At 50.1% G+C, this 19,456-nt stretch carries 20 protein-coding genes and 1 pseudogene; 12 read left to right on the top strand and 9 right to left on the bottom strand.

The window, feature by feature from the left end; translation table 11 throughout:
* Window positions 1-98 precede the first annotated feature (98 nt).
* Together ACVXHP_RS02875 and yajD are read left to right on the top strand one after the other, a co-directional pair.
* Window positions 99-1,352 (top strand): glycoside hydrolase family 18 protein, encoded by a 1,254-nt coding sequence (locus tag ACVXHP_RS02875; RefSeq protein ID WP_447570807.1) that lies wholly within the window; start codon window positions 99-101, stop codon window positions 1,350-1,352.
* A 94-nt stretch (window positions 1,353-1,446) separates the two neighbouring features.
* Window positions 1,447-1,791: an HNH nuclease YajD gene (gene yajD, locus ACVXHP_RS02870; RefSeq protein ID WP_003832478.1), complete on the top strand. Its 345-nt coding sequence runs from the start codon at window positions 1,447-1,449 to the stop codon at window positions 1,789-1,791.
* Window positions 1,792-1,834: 43 nt separating this feature from the next.
* Here yajD and ACVXHP_RS02865 read toward each other — a convergent pair whose 3' ends face one another.
* Both ACVXHP_RS02865 and msrB read right to left on the bottom strand, forming a co-directional pair.
* A complete protein-coding gene (locus ACVXHP_RS02865; protein ID WP_304698084.1) occupies window positions 1,835-2,110 on the bottom strand; it encodes a YeaC family protein in 276 nt (91 codons plus the stop codon).
* A 42-nt stretch (window positions 2,111-2,152) separates the two neighbouring features.
* Window positions 2,153-2,566, bottom strand: coding sequence for a peptide-methionine (R)-S-oxide reductase MsrB (gene msrB / locus ACVXHP_RS02860; RefSeq protein WP_200006670.1), 414 nt, complete (start codon window positions 2,564-2,566; stop codon window positions 2,153-2,155).
* A 341-nt stretch (window positions 2,567-2,907) separates the two neighbouring features.
* On the opposite strand from msrB, the gene gapA reads away from it, so the two are divergent.
* Window positions 2,908-3,903, top strand: a complete 996-nt coding sequence (gapA, locus tag ACVXHP_RS02855) for a glyceraldehyde-3-phosphate dehydrogenase (RefSeq protein ID WP_003030697.1) — start codon at window positions 2,908-2,910, stop codon at window positions 3,901-3,903.
* Between the two features lie 198 nt (window positions 3,904-4,101).
* On the top strand, window positions 4,102-4,986 hold the full coding sequence (locus tag ACVXHP_RS02850; protein WP_447570806.1) for a D-hexose-6-phosphate mutarotase: 885 nt from the start codon (window positions 4,102-4,104) through the stop codon (window positions 4,984-4,986).
* Window positions 4,987-5,068: 82 nt separating this feature from the next.
* On the opposite strand, the gene ACVXHP_RS02845 is transcribed toward ACVXHP_RS02850, so the two are convergent.
* The 4 genes from ACVXHP_RS02845 to ACVXHP_RS02830 form a co-directional block, all read right to left on the bottom strand.
* Entirely contained in the window at window positions 5,069-5,923 is an 855-nt protein-coding gene (locus tag ACVXHP_RS02845; protein ID WP_200006672.1) for an aldo/keto reductase, read from the bottom strand.
* A gap of 181 nt (window positions 5,924-6,104) precedes the next feature.
* Window positions 6,105-6,455: a hypothetical protein gene (locus ACVXHP_RS02840; protein WP_200006673.1), complete on the bottom strand. Its 351-nt coding sequence runs from the start codon at window positions 6,453-6,455 to the stop codon at window positions 6,105-6,107.
* 10 nt (window positions 6,456-6,465) lie between these two features.
* The gene (locus tag ACVXHP_RS02835; protein WP_200006674.1) at window positions 6,466-6,708 is read right to left on the bottom strand and encodes a hypothetical protein; all 243 of its coding nucleotides are present in this window, start codon (window positions 6,706-6,708) and stop codon (window positions 6,466-6,468) included.
* A 580-nt stretch (window positions 6,709-7,288) separates the two neighbouring features.
* Window positions 7,289-8,035 carry a MipA/OmpV family protein gene (locus tag ACVXHP_RS02830; protein WP_165407330.1) on the bottom strand — a complete coding sequence of 249 codons (747 nt, stop codon included), beginning with the start codon at window positions 8,033-8,035 and terminating at the stop codon, window positions 7,289-7,291.
* A gap of 433 nt (window positions 8,036-8,468) precedes the next feature.
* Between ACVXHP_RS02830 and yeaG the strand changes: the two genes are divergently transcribed.
* The 5 genes from yeaG to ACVXHP_RS02805 all read left to right on the top strand — a co-directional run bounded on the left by yeaG (window position 8,469) and on the right by ACVXHP_RS02805 (window position 14,586).
* Entirely contained in the window at window positions 8,469-10,403 is a 1,935-nt protein-coding gene (yeaG, locus tag ACVXHP_RS02825) for a protein kinase YeaG (RefSeq protein WP_200006675.1), read from the top strand.
* A 122-nt stretch (window positions 10,404-10,525) separates the two neighbouring features.
* Window positions 10,526-11,809, top strand: coding sequence for a YeaH/YhbH family protein (locus tag ACVXHP_RS02820; RefSeq protein ID WP_200006676.1), 1,284 nt, complete (start codon window positions 10,526-10,528; stop codon window positions 11,807-11,809).
* A gap of 154 nt (window positions 11,810-11,963) precedes the next feature.
* Window positions 11,964-13,454, top strand: a complete 1,491-nt coding sequence (dgcJ, locus tag ACVXHP_RS02815) for a diguanylate cyclase DgcJ (protein ID WP_447570805.1) — start codon at window positions 11,964-11,966, stop codon at window positions 13,452-13,454.
* Between the two features lie 44 nt (window positions 13,455-13,498).
* Window positions 13,499-14,002, top strand: a complete 504-nt coding sequence (locus tag ACVXHP_RS02810; protein ID WP_200006678.1) for a YbaK/prolyl-tRNA synthetase associated domain-containing protein — start codon at window positions 13,499-13,501, stop codon at window positions 14,000-14,002.
* A 137-nt stretch (window positions 14,003-14,139) separates the two neighbouring features.
* The gene (locus ACVXHP_RS02805; protein ID WP_042308914.1) at window positions 14,140-14,586 is read left to right on the top strand and encodes a DUF441 domain-containing protein; all 447 of its coding nucleotides are present in this window, start codon (window positions 14,140-14,142) and stop codon (window positions 14,584-14,586) included.
* Here the strand turns inward: ACVXHP_RS02805 and ACVXHP_RS02800 are convergent.
* Window positions 14,569-15,361: pseudogene (locus tag ACVXHP_RS02800) on the bottom strand (AraC family transcriptional regulator); the annotation flags it as partial. The gene ACVXHP_RS02805 and the pseudogene ACVXHP_RS02800 sit on opposite strands and share 18 nt — an antisense overlap.
* A 99-nt stretch (window positions 15,362-15,460) precedes the next feature.
* On the opposite strand from ACVXHP_RS02800, the gene ACVXHP_RS02795 reads away from it, so the two are divergent.
* Window positions 15,461-16,648 (top strand): CynX/NimT family MFS transporter, encoded by a 1,188-nt coding sequence (locus tag ACVXHP_RS02795; RefSeq protein ID WP_447570804.1) that lies wholly within the window; start codon window positions 15,461-15,463, stop codon window positions 16,646-16,648.
* A 37-nt stretch (window positions 16,649-16,685) separates the two neighbouring features.
* Here the strand turns inward: ACVXHP_RS02795 and ACVXHP_RS02790 are convergent, their stop codons facing one another.
* Window positions 16,686-17,393, bottom strand: a complete 708-nt coding sequence (locus tag ACVXHP_RS02790) for a CTP synthase C-terminal region-related (seleno)protein (protein ID WP_447570803.1) — start codon at window positions 17,391-17,393, stop codon at window positions 16,686-16,688.
* Window positions 17,394-17,591: 198 nt separating this feature from the next.
* Between ACVXHP_RS02790 and ACVXHP_RS02785 the strand changes: the two genes are divergently transcribed.
* A complete protein-coding gene (locus ACVXHP_RS02785; protein WP_447570802.1) occupies window positions 17,592-17,939 on the top strand; it encodes a DUF488 domain-containing protein in 348 nt (115 codons plus the stop codon).
* A 7-nt stretch (window positions 17,940-17,946) separates the two neighbouring features.
* Here the strand turns inward: ACVXHP_RS02785 and ACVXHP_RS02780 are convergent, their stop codons facing one another.
* Complete coding sequence (locus ACVXHP_RS02780) at window positions 17,947-18,198, bottom strand: putative hemolysin (protein WP_048226826.1); 252 nt, start codon at window positions 18,196-18,198, stop codon at window positions 17,947-17,949.
* A gap of 186 nt (window positions 18,199-18,384) precedes the next feature.
* Here ACVXHP_RS02780 and ACVXHP_RS02775 point away from each other — a divergent pair, with 186 nt between their 5' ends.
* Window positions 18,385-19,410, top strand: a complete 1,026-nt coding sequence (locus tag ACVXHP_RS02775; protein ID WP_447570801.1) for a sensor domain-containing diguanylate cyclase — start codon at window positions 18,385-18,387, stop codon at window positions 19,408-19,410.
* Window positions 19,411-19,456: the final 46 nt, after the last annotated feature.

Here is a 19,456-nt window from a genome sequence, read left to right as displayed (position 1 = left end):
TTTTCCTGTTATGGAACTGTTAATCTGCAAGAGCTGTTTTTTTCGCCACGCCATTTCCGTGGCGTGTTTACTTGTTTAAATGTCAAAGAGGAACACCGATGAAACTATTGCCTTTGTTGGCAGCATTTCCCCTGCTCTGCGCCAGCGTTGTTTCCGCCAATTCACTGATGTCAGTTGGCTACTTCAATGGCGGCGGCGACGTCACTGCCGGTCCTGGCGGCGATATCGATAAACTGGATGTTCGCCAGATAACCCACCTCAACTATTCGTTTGGCCTTATCTACAACAACGAAAAAGATGAGACCAATGACGCCTTGAAAGACGCCAGCAAGCTGCATCAGATTTGGCTTTCAGAGAAAGTGCAGGCAGATTTGCAGAAAATCCCGGAACTGCGTAAGCAGAACCCGAATCTGAAAGTTCTGCTTTCTGTTGGGGGCTGGGGCGCGCGTGGATTCTCAGGCGCGGCGGCGACGAAAGAAACACGAGCAGTATTCATTCAGTCTGCGCAAGAGGTCATTGAGAAATACGGTCTGGATGGCATCGACCTCGACTGGGAATATCCGGTCAATGGCGCATGGGGACTGGTCGAAAGCCAACCAACCGACCGCGCTAACTTTACCGCGCTGTTAAAAGAGCTGCGGGCAGCATTGGGACATAAAAAGCTACTGACCATTGCCGTGGGCGCGAATGCGGAAAGTCCGAAAAGTTGGGTGGATGTGAAAGCCATTGCGCCATCACTCGACTATATCAATCTAATGACCTATGACATGGCCTACGGCACTCAATATTTCAACTCAAACCTGTATGATTCGACGAAATGGCCGACGGTCGCCGCCGCAGATAAGTACAGCGCCGATTTTGTGGTCAATAACTATCTCGCCGCCGGGTTAAAACCGAGCCAAATGAATCTGGGTATTGGTTTTTATGGACGCGTGCCAAAACGCGCCGTCGAACCGGGGATTGACTGGAGCAAACCTGACGCGCAGAAGAATCCTGCCACCCAGCCCTATTTCGAAGCAGCACAAATTGCGTTGTTCAAATCATTGGGCGTCGATCTGAGCAAAGATACCTATGTGAAGTACAACGATATCGTTGCGAAGCTGATCAACGATCCGCAGAAGCGCTTTAGCCAGCATTGGGACGATGAGGCGAAAGTACCGTGGCTGTCGGTACAGTCAGTAGACGGGAAAGCGCTCTTCGCTCTCTCTTATGAAAACCCGCGCTCGGTGGCGATCAAAGCTGACTACATCAAGAGTAAGGGGCTGGGAGGCGCTATGTTCTGGGAATACGGTGCGGATGACAGCAATCAACTGGCTAAGCAGTTGGCTGATTCGTTAGGCATTAAACACTGATCCCAACGCCTGACACAATAGGTTATGATTACCGAATTCCGCTGCGCCAGCCTTTGGCGCAGCTCTTCATTTTCTATTGGAGGCATGAGCTTTTATGGCTTTTATCCCTAAAAATTACGCCCGTCTGGAAGTTGGTTACCGGGAAAAGGCGCTCAAGCTCTTCCCCTGGGTCTGCGGACGCTGTTCCCGTGAGTTTGTTTATTCAAATTTGCGCGAGTTGACGGTACATCATATCGATCACGATCACTCCAATAACCCGGAAGATGGTAGCAACTGGGAAATGTTGTGTCTGTATTGTCACGATCACGAGCATTCCAAATATACGGAAGCGGACCAGTATGGTTCAACGGTGGTTGCCGGAGAAGATGCGCAGAAGGCTGTCGGCGAAGCGAAATATAATCCGTTTGCCGATCTGAAAGCGATGATGAACAAAAAATAACAGCGACTACGGGCCCGACATTTTTACTGCCGGGCCAGGATTATCACGATTTGAAGGTTGCTATAGGCTCAGGCGTAATACCAAAATCAACTTTTAGCTGCTGCTTGCTCTTCATCACCATCTCACCGTTGGTATCAATCGTCATGTGCTGCGCATCAATGTTGTTGCGCGCCTGCCATAACATCACCAACTGTAAGCTGTTCTCTTTTTGTTCTGCTGTCAGCGCCACGCCATCCGGCCATTTTCCAAGCTCAACGGCAGTAGATAAGCGCTGATAAACTTCCGGCGTCATGCTGTTGATCATTTCATCAAGATTCATGTGAAATCCACTCTCCGTAGAATAATTTGCTGAATCGTTTCTTCAGCCTTTAATTTGTTCACCGTTTTCGCCATCGGTAAAGTTCAAAGAGGCTGAGTTAACGCAGTAGCGTTCACCGGTAGGTTTCGGACCATCCGGGAAGACGTGTCCCAGGTGCGCATCACAGTTCCCACAGCGGATTTCAATGCGCTGCATGCCATGCGAAGTATCTTTTATGTAACGGATAGCCTCTTCGCTAACAGGCTCGTAAAAGCTGGGCCAGCCGCAGCCCGAGTCATATTTAGTTTCGGAACGAAACAGCGGTTTATCGCAGATCAAACAGTGGTAGATGCCGTCACGCTTGTTATGCAGCAAACGCCCGGTAAATGGCGGTTCTGTCCCGTGATTCTGCGTCACGTAGAACTGCATTTCGGATAAATTTTTTTTCAGTTCTTCTGGAGAAGGTTGATTAGCCATTTGCTCACATCTCGCTTTATCTAAACTCACATCGCGAGACAGATTCTAACAAAACATTAACACCGTGGTGCGAACTTTTGTTCTAAACTTGATCCTTGCGAAATGGCAGCCTGCAAATCGTGATCAAAATCACGTTTTTATCTTGATTGCCCTTTAAAATTCGGGCCGCCGACCCCATGTGGTTTCAAGCCCAAAGGAAGAGTGAGGCGAGTCAGTTGCGCAAAGCTTAGGCAGCAGATTGATTTGTCGCAATGATTGACACGATTCCGCTTGACGCTGCGTAAGGTTTTTGTAATTTTACAGGCAACCTTTTATTCACTAACAAATAGCTGGTGGAATATATGACTATCAAAGTAGGTATCAACGGTTTTGGCCGTATCGGTCGCATTGTTTTCCGTGCTGCTCAAGAACGCTCTGACATCGAGATCGTTGCAATCAACGACCTGTTAGACGCTGACTACATGGCTTACATGCTGAAATATGACTCCACTCACGGCCGTTTCAACGGTACCGTTGAAGTGAAAGACGGTCATCTGATCGTAAACGGTAAAAAAATCCGTGTTACCGCTGAACGTGATCCGGCTAACCTGAAATGGGACGAAGTTGGTGTTGACGTAGTAGCTGAAGCTACTGGCCTGTTCCTGACAGATGAAACCGCTCGTAAGCACATCACTGCTGGCGCGAAAAAAGTGGTTCTGACTGGTCCGTCCAAAGATAACACTCCGATGTTTGTTAAAGGCGCTAACTTTGACAAATACGAAGGTCAGGACATCGTTTCTAACGCTTCCTGCACCACTAACTGCCTGGCTCCGCTGGCTAAAGTTATCAACGACAACTTCGGCATCATCGAAGGTCTGATGACTACTGTTCACGCAACCACCGCTACTCAGAAAACCGTTGATGGCCCGTCTCACAAAGACTGGCGCGGCGGCCGCGGCGCATCCCAGAACATCATCCCGTCCTCTACCGGTGCTGCTAAAGCTGTAGGTAAAGTACTGCCAGAACTGAACGGCAAACTGACTGGTATGGCGTTCCGCGTTCCTACCCCGAACGTATCCGTTGTTGACCTGACCGTTCGTCTGGAAAAAGCTGCTTCTTACGAAGAAATTAAGAAAGCAATCAAAGCTGCTTCTGAAGGCCCGATGAAAGGCGTTCTGGGTTACACCGAAGACGACGTAGTATCTACCGATTTCAACGGTGAAGTTTGCACTTCCGTGTTCGATGCTAAAGCAGGTATCGCACTGAACGACAACTTCGTGAAACTGGTATCCTGGTACGACAACGAAACCGGCTACTCCAACAAAGTTCTGGATCTGATTGCTCACATCTCCAAATAAGTTGAGATGAAACAGTAATCTGTAAGAGCGACTATGGTCGCTCTTTTTTTTGCCTGAAGATACCCGTCATACTTCGAGTTACAGGTGTGTTGGCTACGCTCTCTCACCCGAATCACTTACTACAGTAAGCTCATCGGGGTTCGTTCACTTGCCGCCGTCCTGCAACCCGAATTATTTAGGGTTAAAAAGGATTGCGTAATGATTAATAAAATTTTTGCACTTCCGGTAGTCGAACAAATTGCCCCGGTCCTCTCCCGCCGTCAGCTTGATGAGCTTGAGGTCATTGTTGTCGATCACCCGCAGGTTAAAGCCTCTTTTGCGCTGCAGGGCGCACATCTTCTTTCCTGGAAACCAAACGGTGAAGAAGAAGTCCTGTGGTTAAGTAACAATACGCCGTTTAAAACCGGTGTTGCGCTGCGTGGCGGCGTACCGATTTGCTGGCCGTGGTTTGGCCCTGCCGCTCAGCCAGGCCTACCGTCTCATGGTTTTGCCCGTAACCTGCCATGGACGCTGAAAGCACACAACGAAGACGAGAATGGTGTAGTTCTGACGTTCGAACTGCAAAGCAGTGCTGAAACGCATCAGCTTTGGCCGCACGAGTTCTGCCTGCTGGCCCGTTTCAAAGTGGGCGCCACCTGCGAGATGGAGCTGGAAGCGCACGGCGAGTTTGAAACCACCTCCGCGCTGCATACCTACTTCAACGTTGGTGATATTGCGGCAGTGAAGGTTAGCGGTCTTGGCGATCGTCTGATCGACAAAGTGAATGATGCCAAAGAAGATATGCTGGCTGATGGTATTCAGACCTTCCCGGACCGTACCGATCGTGTGTATCTGAATCCGGAAGCGTGCAGCGTCATTCATGATGATGCGCTGAATCGCAATATCGAGGTGATCCACCACCACCATCTGAATGTTGTTGGTTGGAACCCAGGCCCGGCGCTGTCTGTCAGCATGGGCGACATGCCGGATGACGGTTACAAAACGTTTGTTTGCGTAGAAACGGCTTACGCCACGGCGCCGCAGAAAACCACCGAAGAAAAACCGTCTCGTCTGGCACAGACGATTCGTGTTGCTAAACGCTAACACAGCTCTGCGCACCATGCCGGATGCGGCTCACGCCTTATCCGGCCTACAAACTGCTCGTAGCCGTAGGCTATTCGGCAAATCAGGCCATATCCAGCGCCGTTTTACTTTTTGGCGCCGGATATGCCTTATCTAACTGCTTCAGCTCATCGGCTGAGAGCGTTATCTCCAGTGCCGCAGCATTCTGTTCGACATGCGCCACGTTTGCGGCTTTTGGAATGGCTATCACTCCCGGAAGACGAATAACCCATGCCAGCAAAATCTGCGCGGCGCTGGCATTGTGGGCGCGCGCAATGTCATTTACCACGGGGTTAGAAAGCAAGTCCCCCCGGAGCCGCCCTGCCTGAGCCAACGGACTGTAGGCCATAACCGGCATTTGCTGTTGCTGGCACCATGGCAGTAAATCATATTCAATGCCACGCGATGCTAAATGATAGAGCACCTGATTAGTTGCACAGTGCCGTCCATCCGCAACCTGCCATAACGCCTGCATATCATCGTAATCGAGATTAGAGACGCCCCAGCGGCGGATTTTCCCCTGCGCGATGAGCGTTTCCATCACGTCGACGGTGTCAGCAAATGAAAAGTCTCCCGTCCAGTGCAACAAATAGAGATCCAGATAATCGGTTTTCAGACGACGCAGGCTGGCTTCGCAGGCGGCAATCGCTTTCTGACCCGCGGCATTCCATGGGTAAACCTTCGAGACTAAAAAAGCGCTATCGCGCCGACCTGCCAGCGCCTCGCCAACGACCTCTTCCGCTGCACCATCTGCGTACATTTCGGCTGTATCAATCAATCGCAGGCCAAGATCCAGCCCAGCCCGTAACGCGGCGACTTCATCCCGACGTCGGCCTGAATCCTCGCCCATGTACCATGTCCCCTGCCCAATAGCAGGCAGCGCTACCTGCTCCGTAAACATCACTTGTTTCGCTGTCATCGTGCCCTCCTGTGTTAATGCACCACAGTAAAGCAAAACAACAGACATGTGTCCTGTTATGGTGCACAAATTGCACCATCATAGTTTGGCGTGTCGAGTGTTAACGCGATTAAAGTAAAAAAGGCCCGGGATCTGATGCCGTCCCGGGCCGAAATAACGAATAATTATATCCTTACAGCGGTTATTTCAACCGACCTAAATATTTGCCCTCTTTCATGGCGTTAATTTTTCCGTTTTTATAGACGATGACGGAAATTAAACCCGCACTGTAGGATTGTGCATCAGCATTGTTTTCATCATTTGCCGCAGGGCTGCCATTAATATATGCAATACCATCAGCGCCACGTTTAAAGTCCACGCCCAGTTTATTCACATGCACGGGTGTGGTTTTGCTGGCATGTACCGGGGCATTAGCGTCGCTGACCTGAGTTTTGTGTTCATGCTGTAATTGCTGACGGTATGCTTCGCTAATAGCATAAGCAGGCGCCGCAGATGAAGCCACCAGCGCAGCAATAATAATCAAATTCTTCATGAGTTAAACCTTAGTATTTATCGTGTTTGTGGTGATGACCGGAATGAGTATCATCGGAGCTATACAGATTTTGCGCGTTTTCCAGCGCCTGTTTTTCAGCCGCGGCATTGATTGTCGCCTGACGGTTTTGTTCGGCGATGTAGCAGGCATCGCGGCTAATTCCTTTATTTTCGCATGCACTCATGCGTGAAGCCTCGCTGGTGCATCCAGCCAGAACCCCGCCCATCACAGCTATCATGATTAACTTTTTCATTATTTATACCAGGTTTTTACTCAAGATATCCCCGTGGCGTGTTATAGGCTTTACCACGAGAGTTGCTATCACTACTTTTAAAGTTTAACGAATATCGGCAATAGGATATTTAATGTCAATTTTAATTTTTTCTGACAAATACCTAAAAGATGTAAAATAAAAACAAATGATTAATTTTTATTTTTTCATCTGAAAGTTAACATTCAAAAGAAGCCAAAATAGAAAAAAATAGCTCTCAGTTATCTTTATGCCACTTGAGAATAAATAGCCCATGCTTCGCAATACAATAAAACACAGCATTATCAATAAATTGTAAATCTGGAAGACGCCAGACCCGAACAATAAATCATTAAGGCATGTCGATATGACCTCATGCAAAAAAGAATAGATATCAGGCTAATCAAATGAGAGGTTTATTTTTAGTAACATTGAAAGAGATACCAGGTTAAATAATCGTTGTGGCGAGGCGAAACGCAAAACCCCTATAAAAATGCAATCTCATGTTTTAGATCAATATTCATCCCCTCAAAGCATAAAAAAGCCCGCATCTCTGCAGGCTTGTGTTTGACATGCAGTAGCATCAGAACTTGTAGGTCACACCCACCGAGAAGATGCCAGACCAGGACTTATCGACCATCGGGCTATCCTTCACTTCATCACTCAAACGCACATAGCGGCCAGTGCCGTATACGTTCCAGTTGCCAAGGAAGTTATAGCTCGCGGTCAACTCCAGGTACGGATCCCATCCATCGTCAGCGCTGTAGCTTTTCAGACCACTACGACGTGACTCATGATTGGACACGCCATAGTAATAGTCGTTGTAGTTTTCGCTGCTGTACTGCACACCGATACCCGGTGTCAGAGTCAGCGCGCCGTTAGTGTAACGGTAGAGCCACGCCAGATCCCAGATAAAGCCGTTGCTGTTATCCAGGGTATCACCCGCCAGAGCGGTACGCAGGAAACCATACTGGGTGTTATGTACATACGAGAGGCCAGCCATCAGGCTGCTTTTGCGCTTATCGAGTTGGCGCAAAGCATGGCTGTCGCTGTCACCCGGCTTGAAGTGCGTCGGGTCATAGTACGCCATGATGGAGAGCTTATCTGCCGTATCATTCCACAGATAGTAGCCGCCACCCAGACCGTGGAACCAGACGTTATCGCCTTCATAGGTGACAACCGGAACGGGATAAACATCGCGGTCATACTGTTTGTACGGGCTATTAATCACGCCGACACCTGCACCAACAGTCCACTGGCTTTCCGCCTGTGCGGTGCTAACTGCGGTTGCGGCAAGGACGCCAAGTGCCAGAAGTTTGAGTTTGGTCACAATCCATAATTCCTTATTCAAATGTGTAGCGGTCAAAGTGTAATCGCCAATACGCTTCAGCCCAACTATTTTACGTATTAGTCCAGGAATGTAACCCCCTAATTTCTCAACGAGTGATGACATTTTGCTTGCAGGACAGTGAACTCCGCATGAAATCTGCCCCATTTCTTTACATAAGATGTGCTTTTTTTGCTGATGAGTTATTGATATGCCGTTGAAATTCATTTGCGCACCCATGCAAGTTTTGCAAATGCCATCTACGCTTAATTTTAGAAGGTGTATCACCGAATACGTTGATCTCCTGACCATCAAAATGGCATGAGAGTTGCTTATTTCTTCAGCAGCGACGTCGTTCAGTTTACCTCTTCAGGGGCCTCTACTATTCATATGAACGGCTCTTAACATGTGCTAAAAAACGAAAGGACGGCATACCATGAATATATTCGATCACTATCGCCAGCGTTATGAAGCTGCCAAGGACGAAGAGTTCACGCTGCAGGAGTTTCTTACCACTTGTCGGCAAGATCGCAGTGCTTATGCCAACGCGGCAGAGCGGCTATTAATGGCTATTGGTGAGCCTGTCATGGTTGACACTGCCCACGAACCTCGTCTTTCTCGACTCTTTTCGAATCGGGTAATTGCACGTTATCCCGCTTTCGAAGAGTTTTACGGCATGGAAGACGCCATTGAGCAAATTGTTTCTTATCTGAAACATGCAGCTCAAGGTCTGGAAGAGAAGAAACAGATTCTGTATCTGTTGGGGCCTGTGGGAGGGGGGAAATCATCTCTCGCTGAGCGACTCAAGTCGCTGATGCAGAGAGTACCGATTTATGTCCTGAGCGCCAATGGCGAACGTAGCCCGGTTAACGATCATCCGTTATGCCTGTTTAATCCACAGGAAGACGCGCAGATCCTGGAAAAAGAGTATGGGATCCCGCGTCGCTATCTCGGGACGATCATGTCGCCATGGGCGGCGAAACGCCTGCACGATTTTGGCGGGGACATCACGAAATTCCGCGTCGTCAAAGTCTGGCCGTCTATTCTGGAGCAGATCGCTATCGCCAAAACAGAACCTGGTGATGAAAATAACCAGGATATCTCTGCGCTGGTGGGGAAAGTGGATATTCGTAAACTCGAACACCACGCCCAGAACGATCCTGACGCCTACGGTTACTCGGGTGCGTTGTGCCGTGCTAACCAGGGGATTATGGAGTTCGTAGAGATGTTTAAGGCACCGATTAAAGTGCTGCACCCTCTGCTGACCGCCACCCAGGAAGGAAACTACAACGGGACGGAAGGTATCTCTGCCCTGCCGTTTAACGGAATTATTCTTGCCCACTCGAACGAGTCCGAATGGGTAACGTTCCGCAACAACAAAAACAATGAGGCGTTCCTTGACCGTGTTTACATTGTCAAAGTGCCTTATTGCCTGCGGATCTCCGAAGAAATCAAAATCTACGAGAAATTGCTTAACCACAGTGAGTTGACCCATGCGCCTTGCGCGCCAGGCACGCTGGAAACGCTCTCTCGCTTCACCATTCTTTCTCGCCTGAAAGAACCTGAGAACTCGAGCATTTACTCGAAGATGCGTGTTTACGATGGCGAAAGTCTGAAAGATACCGATCCAAAAGCGAAATCCTATCAGGAGTATCGGGATTACGCCGGGGTTGATGAGGGAATGAACGGTCTGTCTACGCGTTTCGCGTTTAAGATCCTCTCTCGTGTCTTTAACTTTGATCATGCCGAAGTCGCGGCGAACCCGGTGCATCTGTTCTACGTCCTGGAACAGCAAATCGAGCGTGAACAGTTCCCTCAGGAACAGGCGGAACGTTATCTTGAGTTCCTGAAAGGCTATCTGATCCCGAAATATGCTGAATTTATTGGCAAAGAGATTCAGACGGCTTATCTCGAATCCTATTCCGAATACGGACAGAACATTTTCGACCGTTATGTCACCTACGCGGATTTCTGGATTCAGGATCAAGAGTATCGCGACCCGGATACCGGTCAACTGTTCGATCGCGAGTCGCTGAACGCAGAGCTGGAGAAAATTGAGAAGCCGGCAGGTATCAGTAACCCGAAAGATTTCCGTAACGAGATCGTCAACTTTGTTCTGCGCGCCAGAGCGAATAACAGCGGTCGTAATCCAAACTGGACCAGTTACGAAAAACTGCGCACGGTGATTGAGAAGAAAATGTTCTCCAATACCGAGGAGCTGCTGCCGGTTATTTCGTTCAACGCCAAAACCTCGACTGACGAGCAGAAAAAGCACGACGATTTTGTCGACCGTATGATGGAAAAAGGCTACACGCGTAAGCAGGTGCGTTTACTGTGCGAATGGTATTTGCGCGTACGTAAATCGTCTTAACATAAGTGCCCGGTAGCGCATGCGCTTACCGGGCCTACAATACTCATCAGTAGGCCAGATATGCTCTGTGCATCCAGGTTACTGATGTAGCATAAAGTTGGCAAATGCAGTACGGGGGGCTTATGACCTGGTTTATTGACCGGCGTCTTAACGGCAAAAACAAGAGCACGGTAAACCGCCAGCGCTTCTTACGCCGTTATAAATCGCAAATTAAACAGTCGATCTCCGAGGCCATTAACAAGCGTTCGGTGACTGATGTAGATAGCGGCGAATCTGTCTCTATTCCGACCGATGATATTAGCGAACCGATGTTCCATCAGGGGCGCGGTGGCCTGCGCCATCGTGTGCATCCGGGTAACGACCATTTTGTGCAGAATGACCGTATTGAACGTCCACAGGGCGGAGGCGGCGGTTCGGGAAGCGGACAAGGCCAGGCGAGCCAGGATGGCGAGGGTCAGGATGAATTCGTCTTCCAGATTTCTAAAGATGAATATCTCGATCTGCTTTTCGAAGATTTAGCCCTGCCAAACCTCAAGCAAAATCAGCAGCGTCAGCTAACGGAGTACAAAACGCACCGGGCAGGTTTTACCTCTAACGGTGTGCCGGCCAACATCAGCGTGGTGCGCTCCCTGCAAAATTCACTGGCGCGCCGCACGGCAATGACGGCAGGTAAGCGTCGCGAACTGCATGCGCTCGAAGCGGATCTGGAGACCATCGCGAAAAGTGAACCCGCTCAATTGCTGGAAGAAGAACGGTTACGCAAAGAAATTGCCGAACTACGGGCAAAAATCGAACGTGTGCCGTTTATCGACACCTTTGACTTACGCTACAAGAATTATGAAAAACGGCCCGATCCTTCCAGCCAGGCGGTGATGTTCTGTCTGATGGACGTCTCCGGCTCGATGGATCAGTCGACCAAAGATATGGCAAAGCGTTTTTATATTCTGCTGTATCTGTTCTTAAGCCGCACCTATAAGAACGTGGAAGTGGTTTATATTCGCCACCACACCCAGGCGAAAGAGGTAGATGAGCATGAATTCTTCTACTCTCAGGAAACCGGGGGAACCATTGTCTCCAGCGCGCTGAAGTTAATGGATGAAGTGGTGAAAGAGCGCTACGACCCTGCTCAGTGGAATATCTATGCCGCACAGGCGTCGGATGGTGATAACTGGGCGGATGACTCACCGTTGTGTCATGAGATTCTGGCGAAAAAACTGTTACCGGTAGTACGATATTACAGCTATATCGAAATTACCCGCCGCGCGCACCAGACCTTGTGGCGTGAATACGAACATCTGCAATCAACCTTTGAAAACTTTGCGATGCAGCATATCCGCGATCAGGATGACATTTATCCGGTATTCCGCGAACTGTTTCATAAGCAAAGTACAACCAGCAATAATTAAGCGACCACTTTCAGCCGAGGCTTCGGCTTCGGCTGATTACATTACCCTGTATCATGATCGTGACATTTTGCAATGGTTTATCCCGCCGCTTCGTTAGAGCGAATGTGGAGCATGTGGTAAAATCGCATCTCTAACCTATGGGCTGTAATTCATTATGAAGTTGCATCATAAAGCGCTCAGGCTCTTTATCTCAGTCAGCGTTATTGTTTTGACATCTTCTTTTTTGGTTTATGAACTCATTGCCAGCGATAAGGCAATGAATGCCTATATGCGTTATATCAATGAGAAAGCCGACTCCTCTTTTCTCTATGATAAGTACACCAATCAGAGTATTGCAGCCCATCTGATGCGCACCTTTTCATCCCCTAAGGAACCCGCATCTGTCGAACAACAAAAAGCGTTCTGCGATGCTTTCGACAGCGTTAACGGTACACATGGTCTCAATCTCACAGCACATAATTACCTGCCATTACACGGTACGTTGCAGACCACCTCAACGAAATGTAGCGGCCAACTTGAAGACGTATTCCTGTTACCCTCTTTTGACCGGGCGGTGAACGTCAATCGCCTACAAAAAGATTACGGTCAGGGATTAGGGACGCTGGAATATAAATTTCGCTACTACGTCGATCTGAAAAATAACTACGTCTATTTCTATGATCTGATCGACTCACGGAAATTTGCGATACACAACTGGACGTTTTTGCAAAAAGGCACGCTGGGAATCGACCAGAATGATATTGACGGTATTTTTACGGGTCGTACGGTGATCTCCAGTATTTATGAGGATAACCTGACCGAGAAAAAGGTGATGAGCTTTTTAACGCCGGTCTACTCTGCCGGTAAACTAAAAGGCGTGGTGATGGTCGATATTAACAAAGAAAATTTAAAAAATATCTTTTATACCAGCGATCGCCCTCTCGTCTGGCGTTTTCTTAACGTTACACTCTCGGATATTAGCTCAGGTAAAGAGATTATTGTTCACCAAAGTGAGACCAATCTATTCCGCTACGTTCACTACGAGAAGGACATCCCTGGCGGCATACGCGTCACGTTATCGCTTGATTTTATGTACTTTATCGTTTCATCGTGGAAAATATTCGCCTTTTATCTTCTGGCAACGATATTGCTGCTGAATATGGTCAGAACACATTTTCGGTTGTATCACAACGTCACGCGGGAAAATATCAGCGATGCGATGACCGGGCTCTATAACCGTAAAATTTTAACACCGATGCTCGAACAGCGTTTGCAGCAGTTGGTCAACACGGGAACCCTCGTAACCTTTATCGCCATTGATTGCGATAAGCTAAAAGTTATTAATGACACATTGGGGCATAAGGAAGGCGATCGCATTATCACCATTCTGGCTAAAGCCATTCAAACCTCGATTCGCAAAAGCGACTATGCCATCCGTCTCGGCGGGGATGAATTTTGCATTATCCTCATCGATCATCCCAGTGAATTAACGCACCGCATGCTGGAACGGATTCGCTACAACTTACAAATTATTGCGCAAGATATATCAATCAGCTTCTCTGTCGGGATTTATAATATGCAGCCAAACGACACCATTGATGATGCTTACAAAGCATCGGATGCGCAACTCTACCTGAACAAACAGAAAAAACGCACCGATGCGTAATCATTTTTCAGCCAGGATTTTCATTGTTGTACCAGGAGCAAGTCATGACGGAAGTGAACAAAGGTAACGCAACGCATCAGCGTTTAATTTCGCTGTTATCAGAACAAGGCGCGACGTATCGCGTGGTTAGCCATGAAGCCGTCGGCAAATGTGAAGCGGTCTCTGAAATTCGCGGTACTGCACTGGGCCAGGGGGCAAAAGCTCTGGTCTGCAAAGTAAAGGGTAACGGCGTTAATCAGCATGTACTGGCGATTCTCTCTGCCGACCAGCAGGCCGACCTGAGCCTGTTGGCCAGTCATATCGGCGGCTTGAGAGCGTCGCTCGCCAGCCCGGCGGAAGTCGATGAACTGACGGGTTGCGTATTTGGCGCCATCCCACCATTTAGTTTCCATCCGAATCTCAAACTGGTCGCCGATCCGCTGCTGTTTGAACGTTTTAATGAAATTGCGTTCAATGCCGGAATGCTGGAGAAATCCGTGATCATGGATACTGCTGATTACCTGCGAATTGCACAACCGGAATTAATTTCTTTCCGCCGCGTTCAATAACAGCCGAGTTAGCGGTAAAAAACGTCGCATCGTGCATTAGCTCAAAAAATTCATAATTATTAAATAAAGCCTGTTCCGTCACGCGTTTACGCGTACAGTAAGCAGGCTTATTTTTTTCTTTTGGCAAGGAAACTACGATGTTTGATGTCACTCTGCTGATCCTCCTCGGACTGGCAGCTCTGGGCTTTGTCAGTCACAACACCACTGTCGCTGTTTCAATTCTGGTGCTGATCATCGTCCGTGTAACCCCTCTGAATACGTTCTTTCCGTGGATTGAAAAACAGGGCCTGACCGTCGGGATTATTATTCTGACTATCGGCGTAATGGCCCCGATCGCCAGCGGAACGCTACCGCCCTCCACGCTCATTCACTCCTTTGTAAACTGGAAATCATTGGTCGCGATTGCCGTCGGCGTGGTGGTCTCATGGCTCGGCGGGCGCGGCGTCACGTTGATGGGCAGCCAGCCCCAGCTTGTTGCCGGTTTACTGGTCGGTACAGTGCTGGGCGTGGCGCTGTTTCGCGGCGTGCCGGTGGGGCCGCTTATTGCGGCTGGTCTGGTCTCGTTGATTGTTGGGAAGCAGTAGCAAGTCAGCTCAGATAACGGCCTGGAGTCTGCCCCAGGCCTTTTTTGAACATCGTGATAAATGCGGTGGTTGAATCATAACCGAGCATTTGCGCGACCTGTTGCACGTTATGACCATCTATCAGCGCCTGCAGCGCCAGGATCAACTGCAGCTGATGACGCCAGCGGCGAAAGCTCAATCCCGTTTCTTTGACGACCAGCCGGGCAAGGTTGCGCTCACTCATCGCAAATACGCTGGCCCACTGCCCCAGCGTCTGCCATTGGGCAGGCTCTCGCGCCATTGTCGCCACCATTCTGCGGATTTTCGGATGATCGGAAACCGGTAACTGCAGTTGCTCCTGCGGCTGTTGCGGGAGTTCATCAAACAACACCTGCGTCAGTCGCTGAGTTGACGGCTCCAGCCGTTGGTCGTCCGTTTTCGACGCCAGCGCCAGAATAAGCTCCCGACACAAGGGAGATATCTTCAGCGTACAACAACGCTCAGGCATCACGACGGCATGAGGTTCAATAAACAAGAAGCACAATTGTGCCCCCACGGTAACGTGGTTGCTGTGCGGAATTTCACCAGGGATCCACACCGCATATTGGGGAGGCACCATCCACATGGCATTTTCAACCTCGCAGGTAATCGCGCCATGCAAAGCCAGAATCAACTGCCCCTTACGATGCTGATGCAGCGGACTAAAGAGTTCATCTTCCCGGGCCTGAATACAAAATGCTACCGCGGCATCATGGTGAAGATCGGGTTCATACCCATCCAGTCTTAGTCCCAACATAAGAATGTCCGATTTTAGCGATAAACTGTCATTTTAGCTTGATTCACTCATGGAGTAAAAACGCTAAGGTATCGCCTCGCCTGACAATATGAGAAAAAAATGATAAATACGCCTTCCTCCCGCGGTAAAAACGCTGCTTTGCTGATCGCGGGTATCCTGATGATTGCCACCACGCTGCGCGTTACCTTTACCGGCGCCGCCCCACTGTTAGATGCCATTCGCGCCGACTACGGTCTGAGTACTGCCCAGACGGGACTGTTGACTACCCTTCCGCTGCTGGCCTTCGCGCTGGTATCACCTCTGGCCGCAGCCGTTGCGCGCCGCTGGGGCATCGAACGCAGCCTGTTTGCCGCTATGCTGCTGATTTGCGCCGGTATTACGATACGCTCGCTGCCCTCACCGGGATTACTGTTTAGCGGCACCGCCATCATCGGGTGCGGAATCGCCCTGGGAAATGTGCTGTTGCCGGGGCTAATTAAGCGTGATTATGCCCAGCATGTGGCAAAACTGACTGGCGCTTACTCGCTAACCATGGGCGCAGCGGCGGCGTTGGGTTCAGCCATGGTTGTTCCGCTGGCGTTAAATGGATTTGGCTGGCGCGGCGCACTGATGGTACTGATGGTTTTTCCGCTGCTGGCGCTGGTTATCTGGTTACCCCAATGCCGTCAGACAGGAAATGCCAGCCTGAGTAACTCACGCGCATTACATTCCCGTGCTATCTGGCGCTCCAGCCTCGCCTGGCAGGTGACCCTGTTTCTGGGAATCAACTCGCTTATCTATTACGTGATCATCGGCTGGTTACCCGCCATTTTAATCAGCTACGGTTACAGCGAGGCGCAGGCCGGTTCGTTGCACGGTTTACTGCAACTGGCGACCGCCGCGCCAGGGTTATTGATTCCCCTCGTCCTGAACAGATTCAAGGATCAGCGTGCCATCGCCGCCCTGGTTTCGATAATGTGCGCCGTTGGCGCGGCGGGATTCGCCATAATGCCCAACCAGGCTTTGCTATGGACCATTCTGTTTGGCTTTGGCTCAGGTGCGACCATGATCCTCGGCTTGACCTTCATTGGCCTGCGCGCAAGCTCTGCACATCAGGCCGCAGCTCTGTCCGGAATGGCGCAGTCTGTCGGGTACTTACTGGCCGCCTGCGGGCCACCCTTGATGGGGAAAATTCACGACCTCAACGGTAGCTGGCTGATTCCATTAGCGGGTGTCGCCGTGTTAGCGATGCTGATGGCCGTGTTTGGTCTGTGCGCTGGGCGCGATCGGGAGATCGCCAACGCATAATGTTGCGGGCAGGTGAGCTAACCGCCTGCCCGGCATTTTATCCCCGTGCGGCGCGGAGCATCGCCTGGACTAACGGCACGGGTTTTCCCGCCAGCGCGCCACGTTCATGCTGAAAGAGTGTGCCAACAAAAAAAGGATGCGTTACCAGCTCAATGGCGCGGATATCCCCGGCGTCATCCCAACCGGTCACCCGGAGATCGCCGCTCTCAAGCTCGGCGGCAAAAGCGTCCGCCACACCATAGTTGCAGTGATACCCCTCCGAGATAGCATCGCGTCCGTAGGCTTTCGCAATCAGCGTATTGGCCCGTAGCTCAATATCGTCTGTTTTTTCTACCAACGAGCAGGTCAACGGCGCGATCACCATTCGCCCAGAGGTATCCGTTTCTGCATGTGCGGCATCGCTCCAGCCCAGCACGTTACGGGCATACTCCAGTATGGCGTGTTGGAAACCACCACAGGTGCCTAAAAATGGAATGCTGTTTTCGCGTGCATAGCGTATCGCGATCAGCGCCCCTTCCGGGTGTCGATAGGGGCTGCCTGGCACGACCCAGATGGCATCATAGCCAATCAGATCTTCGCTGCTATTGATATCAGAAGTGGTTAGCCAGTCATAATCAGCCACCAACTCCAGCACGGCAGCAGCATCATCAATAGCAAGGGGAATCGCCTGGTGCGCCACAATCTCGGGGTTGTAATCGCCCACCAGCGCAATGCGAAGCGTATCTTTTATCGGGGAAATGTCCATTAAGCTTTCCTTATGTCCAGACAATGAGGGACAACATAAGGAGCCTCAGCCTACCGACTTTTCATCGGTATCACAATCCCTTAAATTGGGAGTCCGGGCTGGCAAAATGCTATAATGGTCACGTTTTGGGATCTTATTTAACCGTAATAAAAATGATGCTAAAAACCAAAGCGGCAGCTTAACGGAGCGGATGAAGAGATGAATATTCAGTGTAAACGCGTGTATGAGCCGGCAGAAACAAGCGATGGTTATCGCGTCCTGGTCGACCGGTTGTGGCCACGCGGGATAAAAAAGACCGACCTTGCTTTCAATGAATGGAATAAAGCGCTGACGCCGTCATCAGATTTACGTAAAGCATTCCACGCAGAACTGATTGATTTTGCGCACTTCTCCCAGCTGTATCGCACCGAACTGGCCCAACAGCAGCAGGAAGGCAAGCGCCTCGCAGAGATTGCCCGGCAGCAAACCTTAACGCTACTGTATGCGGCGAAGAATACTCAGCAAAACCACGCGCTGGTGCTGGCTGAGTGGCTACGTCAATACTAACCGCGGATCACTTCCCCGCTGCCGGATGATCTCTACGCCAGAGTTCCCATTCATCGATCGCTTCCCCTCCGGGGAGTTTGCAGTCAGACCTTACCCCTTGCGGAGTCTGCACCGCGATCAGCGAGCCGCCCTTTTGTTCGCAATACACCGATGCCGGATTCGCCATGCCAATTTTCGGTGGCATTGGCGCTTCTGGTTGTGGGGTACTACATCCTGCCAACACCAGCATGGCGGGCAAAACAACAGACGCCAGTTTCATATCTACTCCTGTTAAAAACCTTATCCTGGCAGGTTACCCTGACTTTCCACCTATCTCCATGTTTTCCTGCTAACTATCCATTTTATGTTTACATTCTGCGCTGGATAGCGTGTTTCATCTTTCACCATGATGTTCTATCATGCGGGCAACGCCAGCCTTGTCATTACTCAGGAGTATTTACACTTCATGTCGGACATGATCCTCGCCAGAGTCTCGCAATCCTTAGCCACGGAGCAGTCTGTTGAGAGTCTGGTCCGGCAACTTCTGGAGATGCTGGAGGTGGTGACAGAGATGGAATCAACCTATTTAACCAAGGTCGATTTAGATGCTCGTCTGCAGCATATTTTGTACGCGCGCAATAGCAAACAAATGCAGATCCCGGAAGGGCTGTCCGTCCCGTGGGATGAGACGCTATGCAAACGTGCCATCGAGGATAACTGTCTGTACAGCGACAACGTGCCCGCACGCTGGCCGGAATGCAGCGCAGCCCGTGCACTGGAAATCACCACGTTTCTGAGCACGCCTGTTCATCTTCCGGATGGAACGTTTTACGGTACGCTCTGCGCCACCAGTCGCCGCCAGCAGGCATTGAGCGAGCGAGGTGAACAAGTGCTGCATCTGTTTGCGGGCCTGATCGCCCAGTCTATTCAAAAAGAGTCGCTGGTCGCGCAGTTACGCGAAGCCAACGCCGCGCTGATTGCTCATTCCTACACCGATGCGCTGACCGGGCTACCGAACCGACGCTCGATTTTTGAAAATGTTGAAACCCTATTTTCGCTTGCCCGACATCTTCAGCAGAAGGTCGTCGTTGCCTATATCGATTTGGATGATTTCAAACTGATTAATGACCGCTTTGGTCATGAGGTTGGCGACCAGTTCCTGATCCAGATCGGACAGCGCCTGCTCCACGAATGCAGCGACAATGATATTCTCGGTCGACTGGGTGGTGACGAATTTTTAGTCGTTAGCCTGTCGCCGGAAAGTGAAAGCGATCGGTGCGGGCACCTGCAAAAGGTGAAAAATCAGCTGCAACAGCGAATTTGTGGCGACTATCACATGGGCAGCGTCCATCTGTTTTATCCTGGAGCCAGTCTGGGCGTGGTGGAAATTGATCCGCATGAGACCGATGTAAACTGTGCGCTCCACATGGCAGACAGCGCCATGTACAAAGATAAAAAGCGGCAGGATAAAACCACTTTTGTCGTACATTAAGCCCTGCTATGCTGGCTCGTCTTTAAATAACTCTGGCAGATAATCC

Source organism: Citrobacter freundii complex sp. 2025EL-00176 (genome assembly GCF_053309355.1).
This window is presented reverse-complemented; position numbering and strand designations above follow the sequence as displayed.

What these genes read in the sequence shown, in the direction of transcription:
- ACVXHP_RS02810 (WP_200006678.1), top strand. Translation starts at nt 13,499, where the DNA reads ATGACGGAAGTGAACAAAGGTAACGCAACGCATCAGCGTTTAATTTCG.
- ACVXHP_RS02790 (WP_447570803.1), bottom strand. Translation starts at nt 17,393, where the DNA reads ATGGACATTTCCCCGATAAAAGATACGCTTCGCATTGCGCTGGTGGGC.
- ACVXHP_RS02780 (WP_048226826.1), bottom strand. Translation starts at nt 18,198, where the DNA reads ATGAAACTGGCGTCTGTTGTTTTGCCCGCCATGCTGGTGTTGGCAGGA.
- msrB (WP_200006670.1), bottom strand. Translation starts at nt 2,566, where the DNA reads ATGGCTAATCAACCTTCTCCAGAAGAACTGAAAAAAAATTTATCCGAA.
- ACVXHP_RS02805 (WP_042308914.1), top strand. Translation starts at nt 14,140, where the DNA reads ATGTTTGATGTCACTCTGCTGATCCTCCTCGGACTGGCAGCTCTGGGC.
- gapA (WP_003030697.1), top strand. Translation starts at nt 2,908, where the DNA reads ATGACTATCAAAGTAGGTATCAACGGTTTTGGCCGTATCGGTCGCATT.
- dgcJ (WP_447570805.1), top strand. Translation starts at nt 11,964, where the DNA reads ATGAAGTTGCATCATAAAGCGCTCAGGCTCTTTATCTCAGTCAGCGTT.
- ACVXHP_RS02875 (WP_447570807.1), top strand. Translation starts at nt 99, where the DNA reads ATGAAACTATTGCCTTTGTTGGCAGCATTTCCCCTGCTCTGCGCCAGC.
- ACVXHP_RS02795 (WP_447570804.1), top strand. Translation starts at nt 15,461, where the DNA reads ATGATAAATACGCCTTCCTCCCGCGGTAAAAACGCTGCTTTGCTGATC.
- ACVXHP_RS02835 (WP_200006674.1), bottom strand. Translation starts at nt 6,708, where the DNA reads ATGAAAAAGTTAATCATGATAGCTGTGATGGGCGGGGTTCTGGCTGGA.
- ACVXHP_RS02775 (WP_447570801.1), top strand. Translation starts at nt 18,385, where the DNA reads ATGTCGGACATGATCCTCGCCAGAGTCTCGCAATCCTTAGCCACGGAG.
- ACVXHP_RS02785 (WP_447570802.1), top strand. Translation starts at nt 17,592, where the DNA reads ATGAATATTCAGTGTAAACGCGTGTATGAGCCGGCAGAAACAAGCGAT.
- yeaG (WP_200006675.1), top strand. Translation starts at nt 8,469, where the DNA reads ATGAATATATTCGATCACTATCGCCAGCGTTATGAAGCTGCCAAGGAC.
- yajD (WP_003832478.1), top strand. Translation starts at nt 1,447, where the DNA reads ATGGCTTTTATCCCTAAAAATTACGCCCGTCTGGAAGTTGGTTACCGG.
- ACVXHP_RS02850 (WP_447570806.1), top strand. Translation starts at nt 4,102, where the DNA reads ATGATTAATAAAATTTTTGCACTTCCGGTAGTCGAACAAATTGCCCCG.
- ACVXHP_RS02820 (WP_200006676.1), top strand. Translation starts at nt 10,526, where the DNA reads ATGACCTGGTTTATTGACCGGCGTCTTAACGGCAAAAACAAGAGCACG.
- ACVXHP_RS02840 (WP_200006673.1), bottom strand. Translation starts at nt 6,455, where the DNA reads ATGAAGAATTTGATTATTATTGCTGCGCTGGTGGCTTCATCTGCGGCG.
- ACVXHP_RS02845 (WP_200006672.1), bottom strand. Translation starts at nt 5,923, where the DNA reads ATGACAGCGAAACAAGTGATGTTTACGGAGCAGGTAGCGCTGCCTGCT.
- ACVXHP_RS02865 (WP_304698084.1), bottom strand. Translation starts at nt 2,110, where the DNA reads ATGAATCTTGATGAAATGATCAACAGCATGACGCCGGAAGTTTATCAG.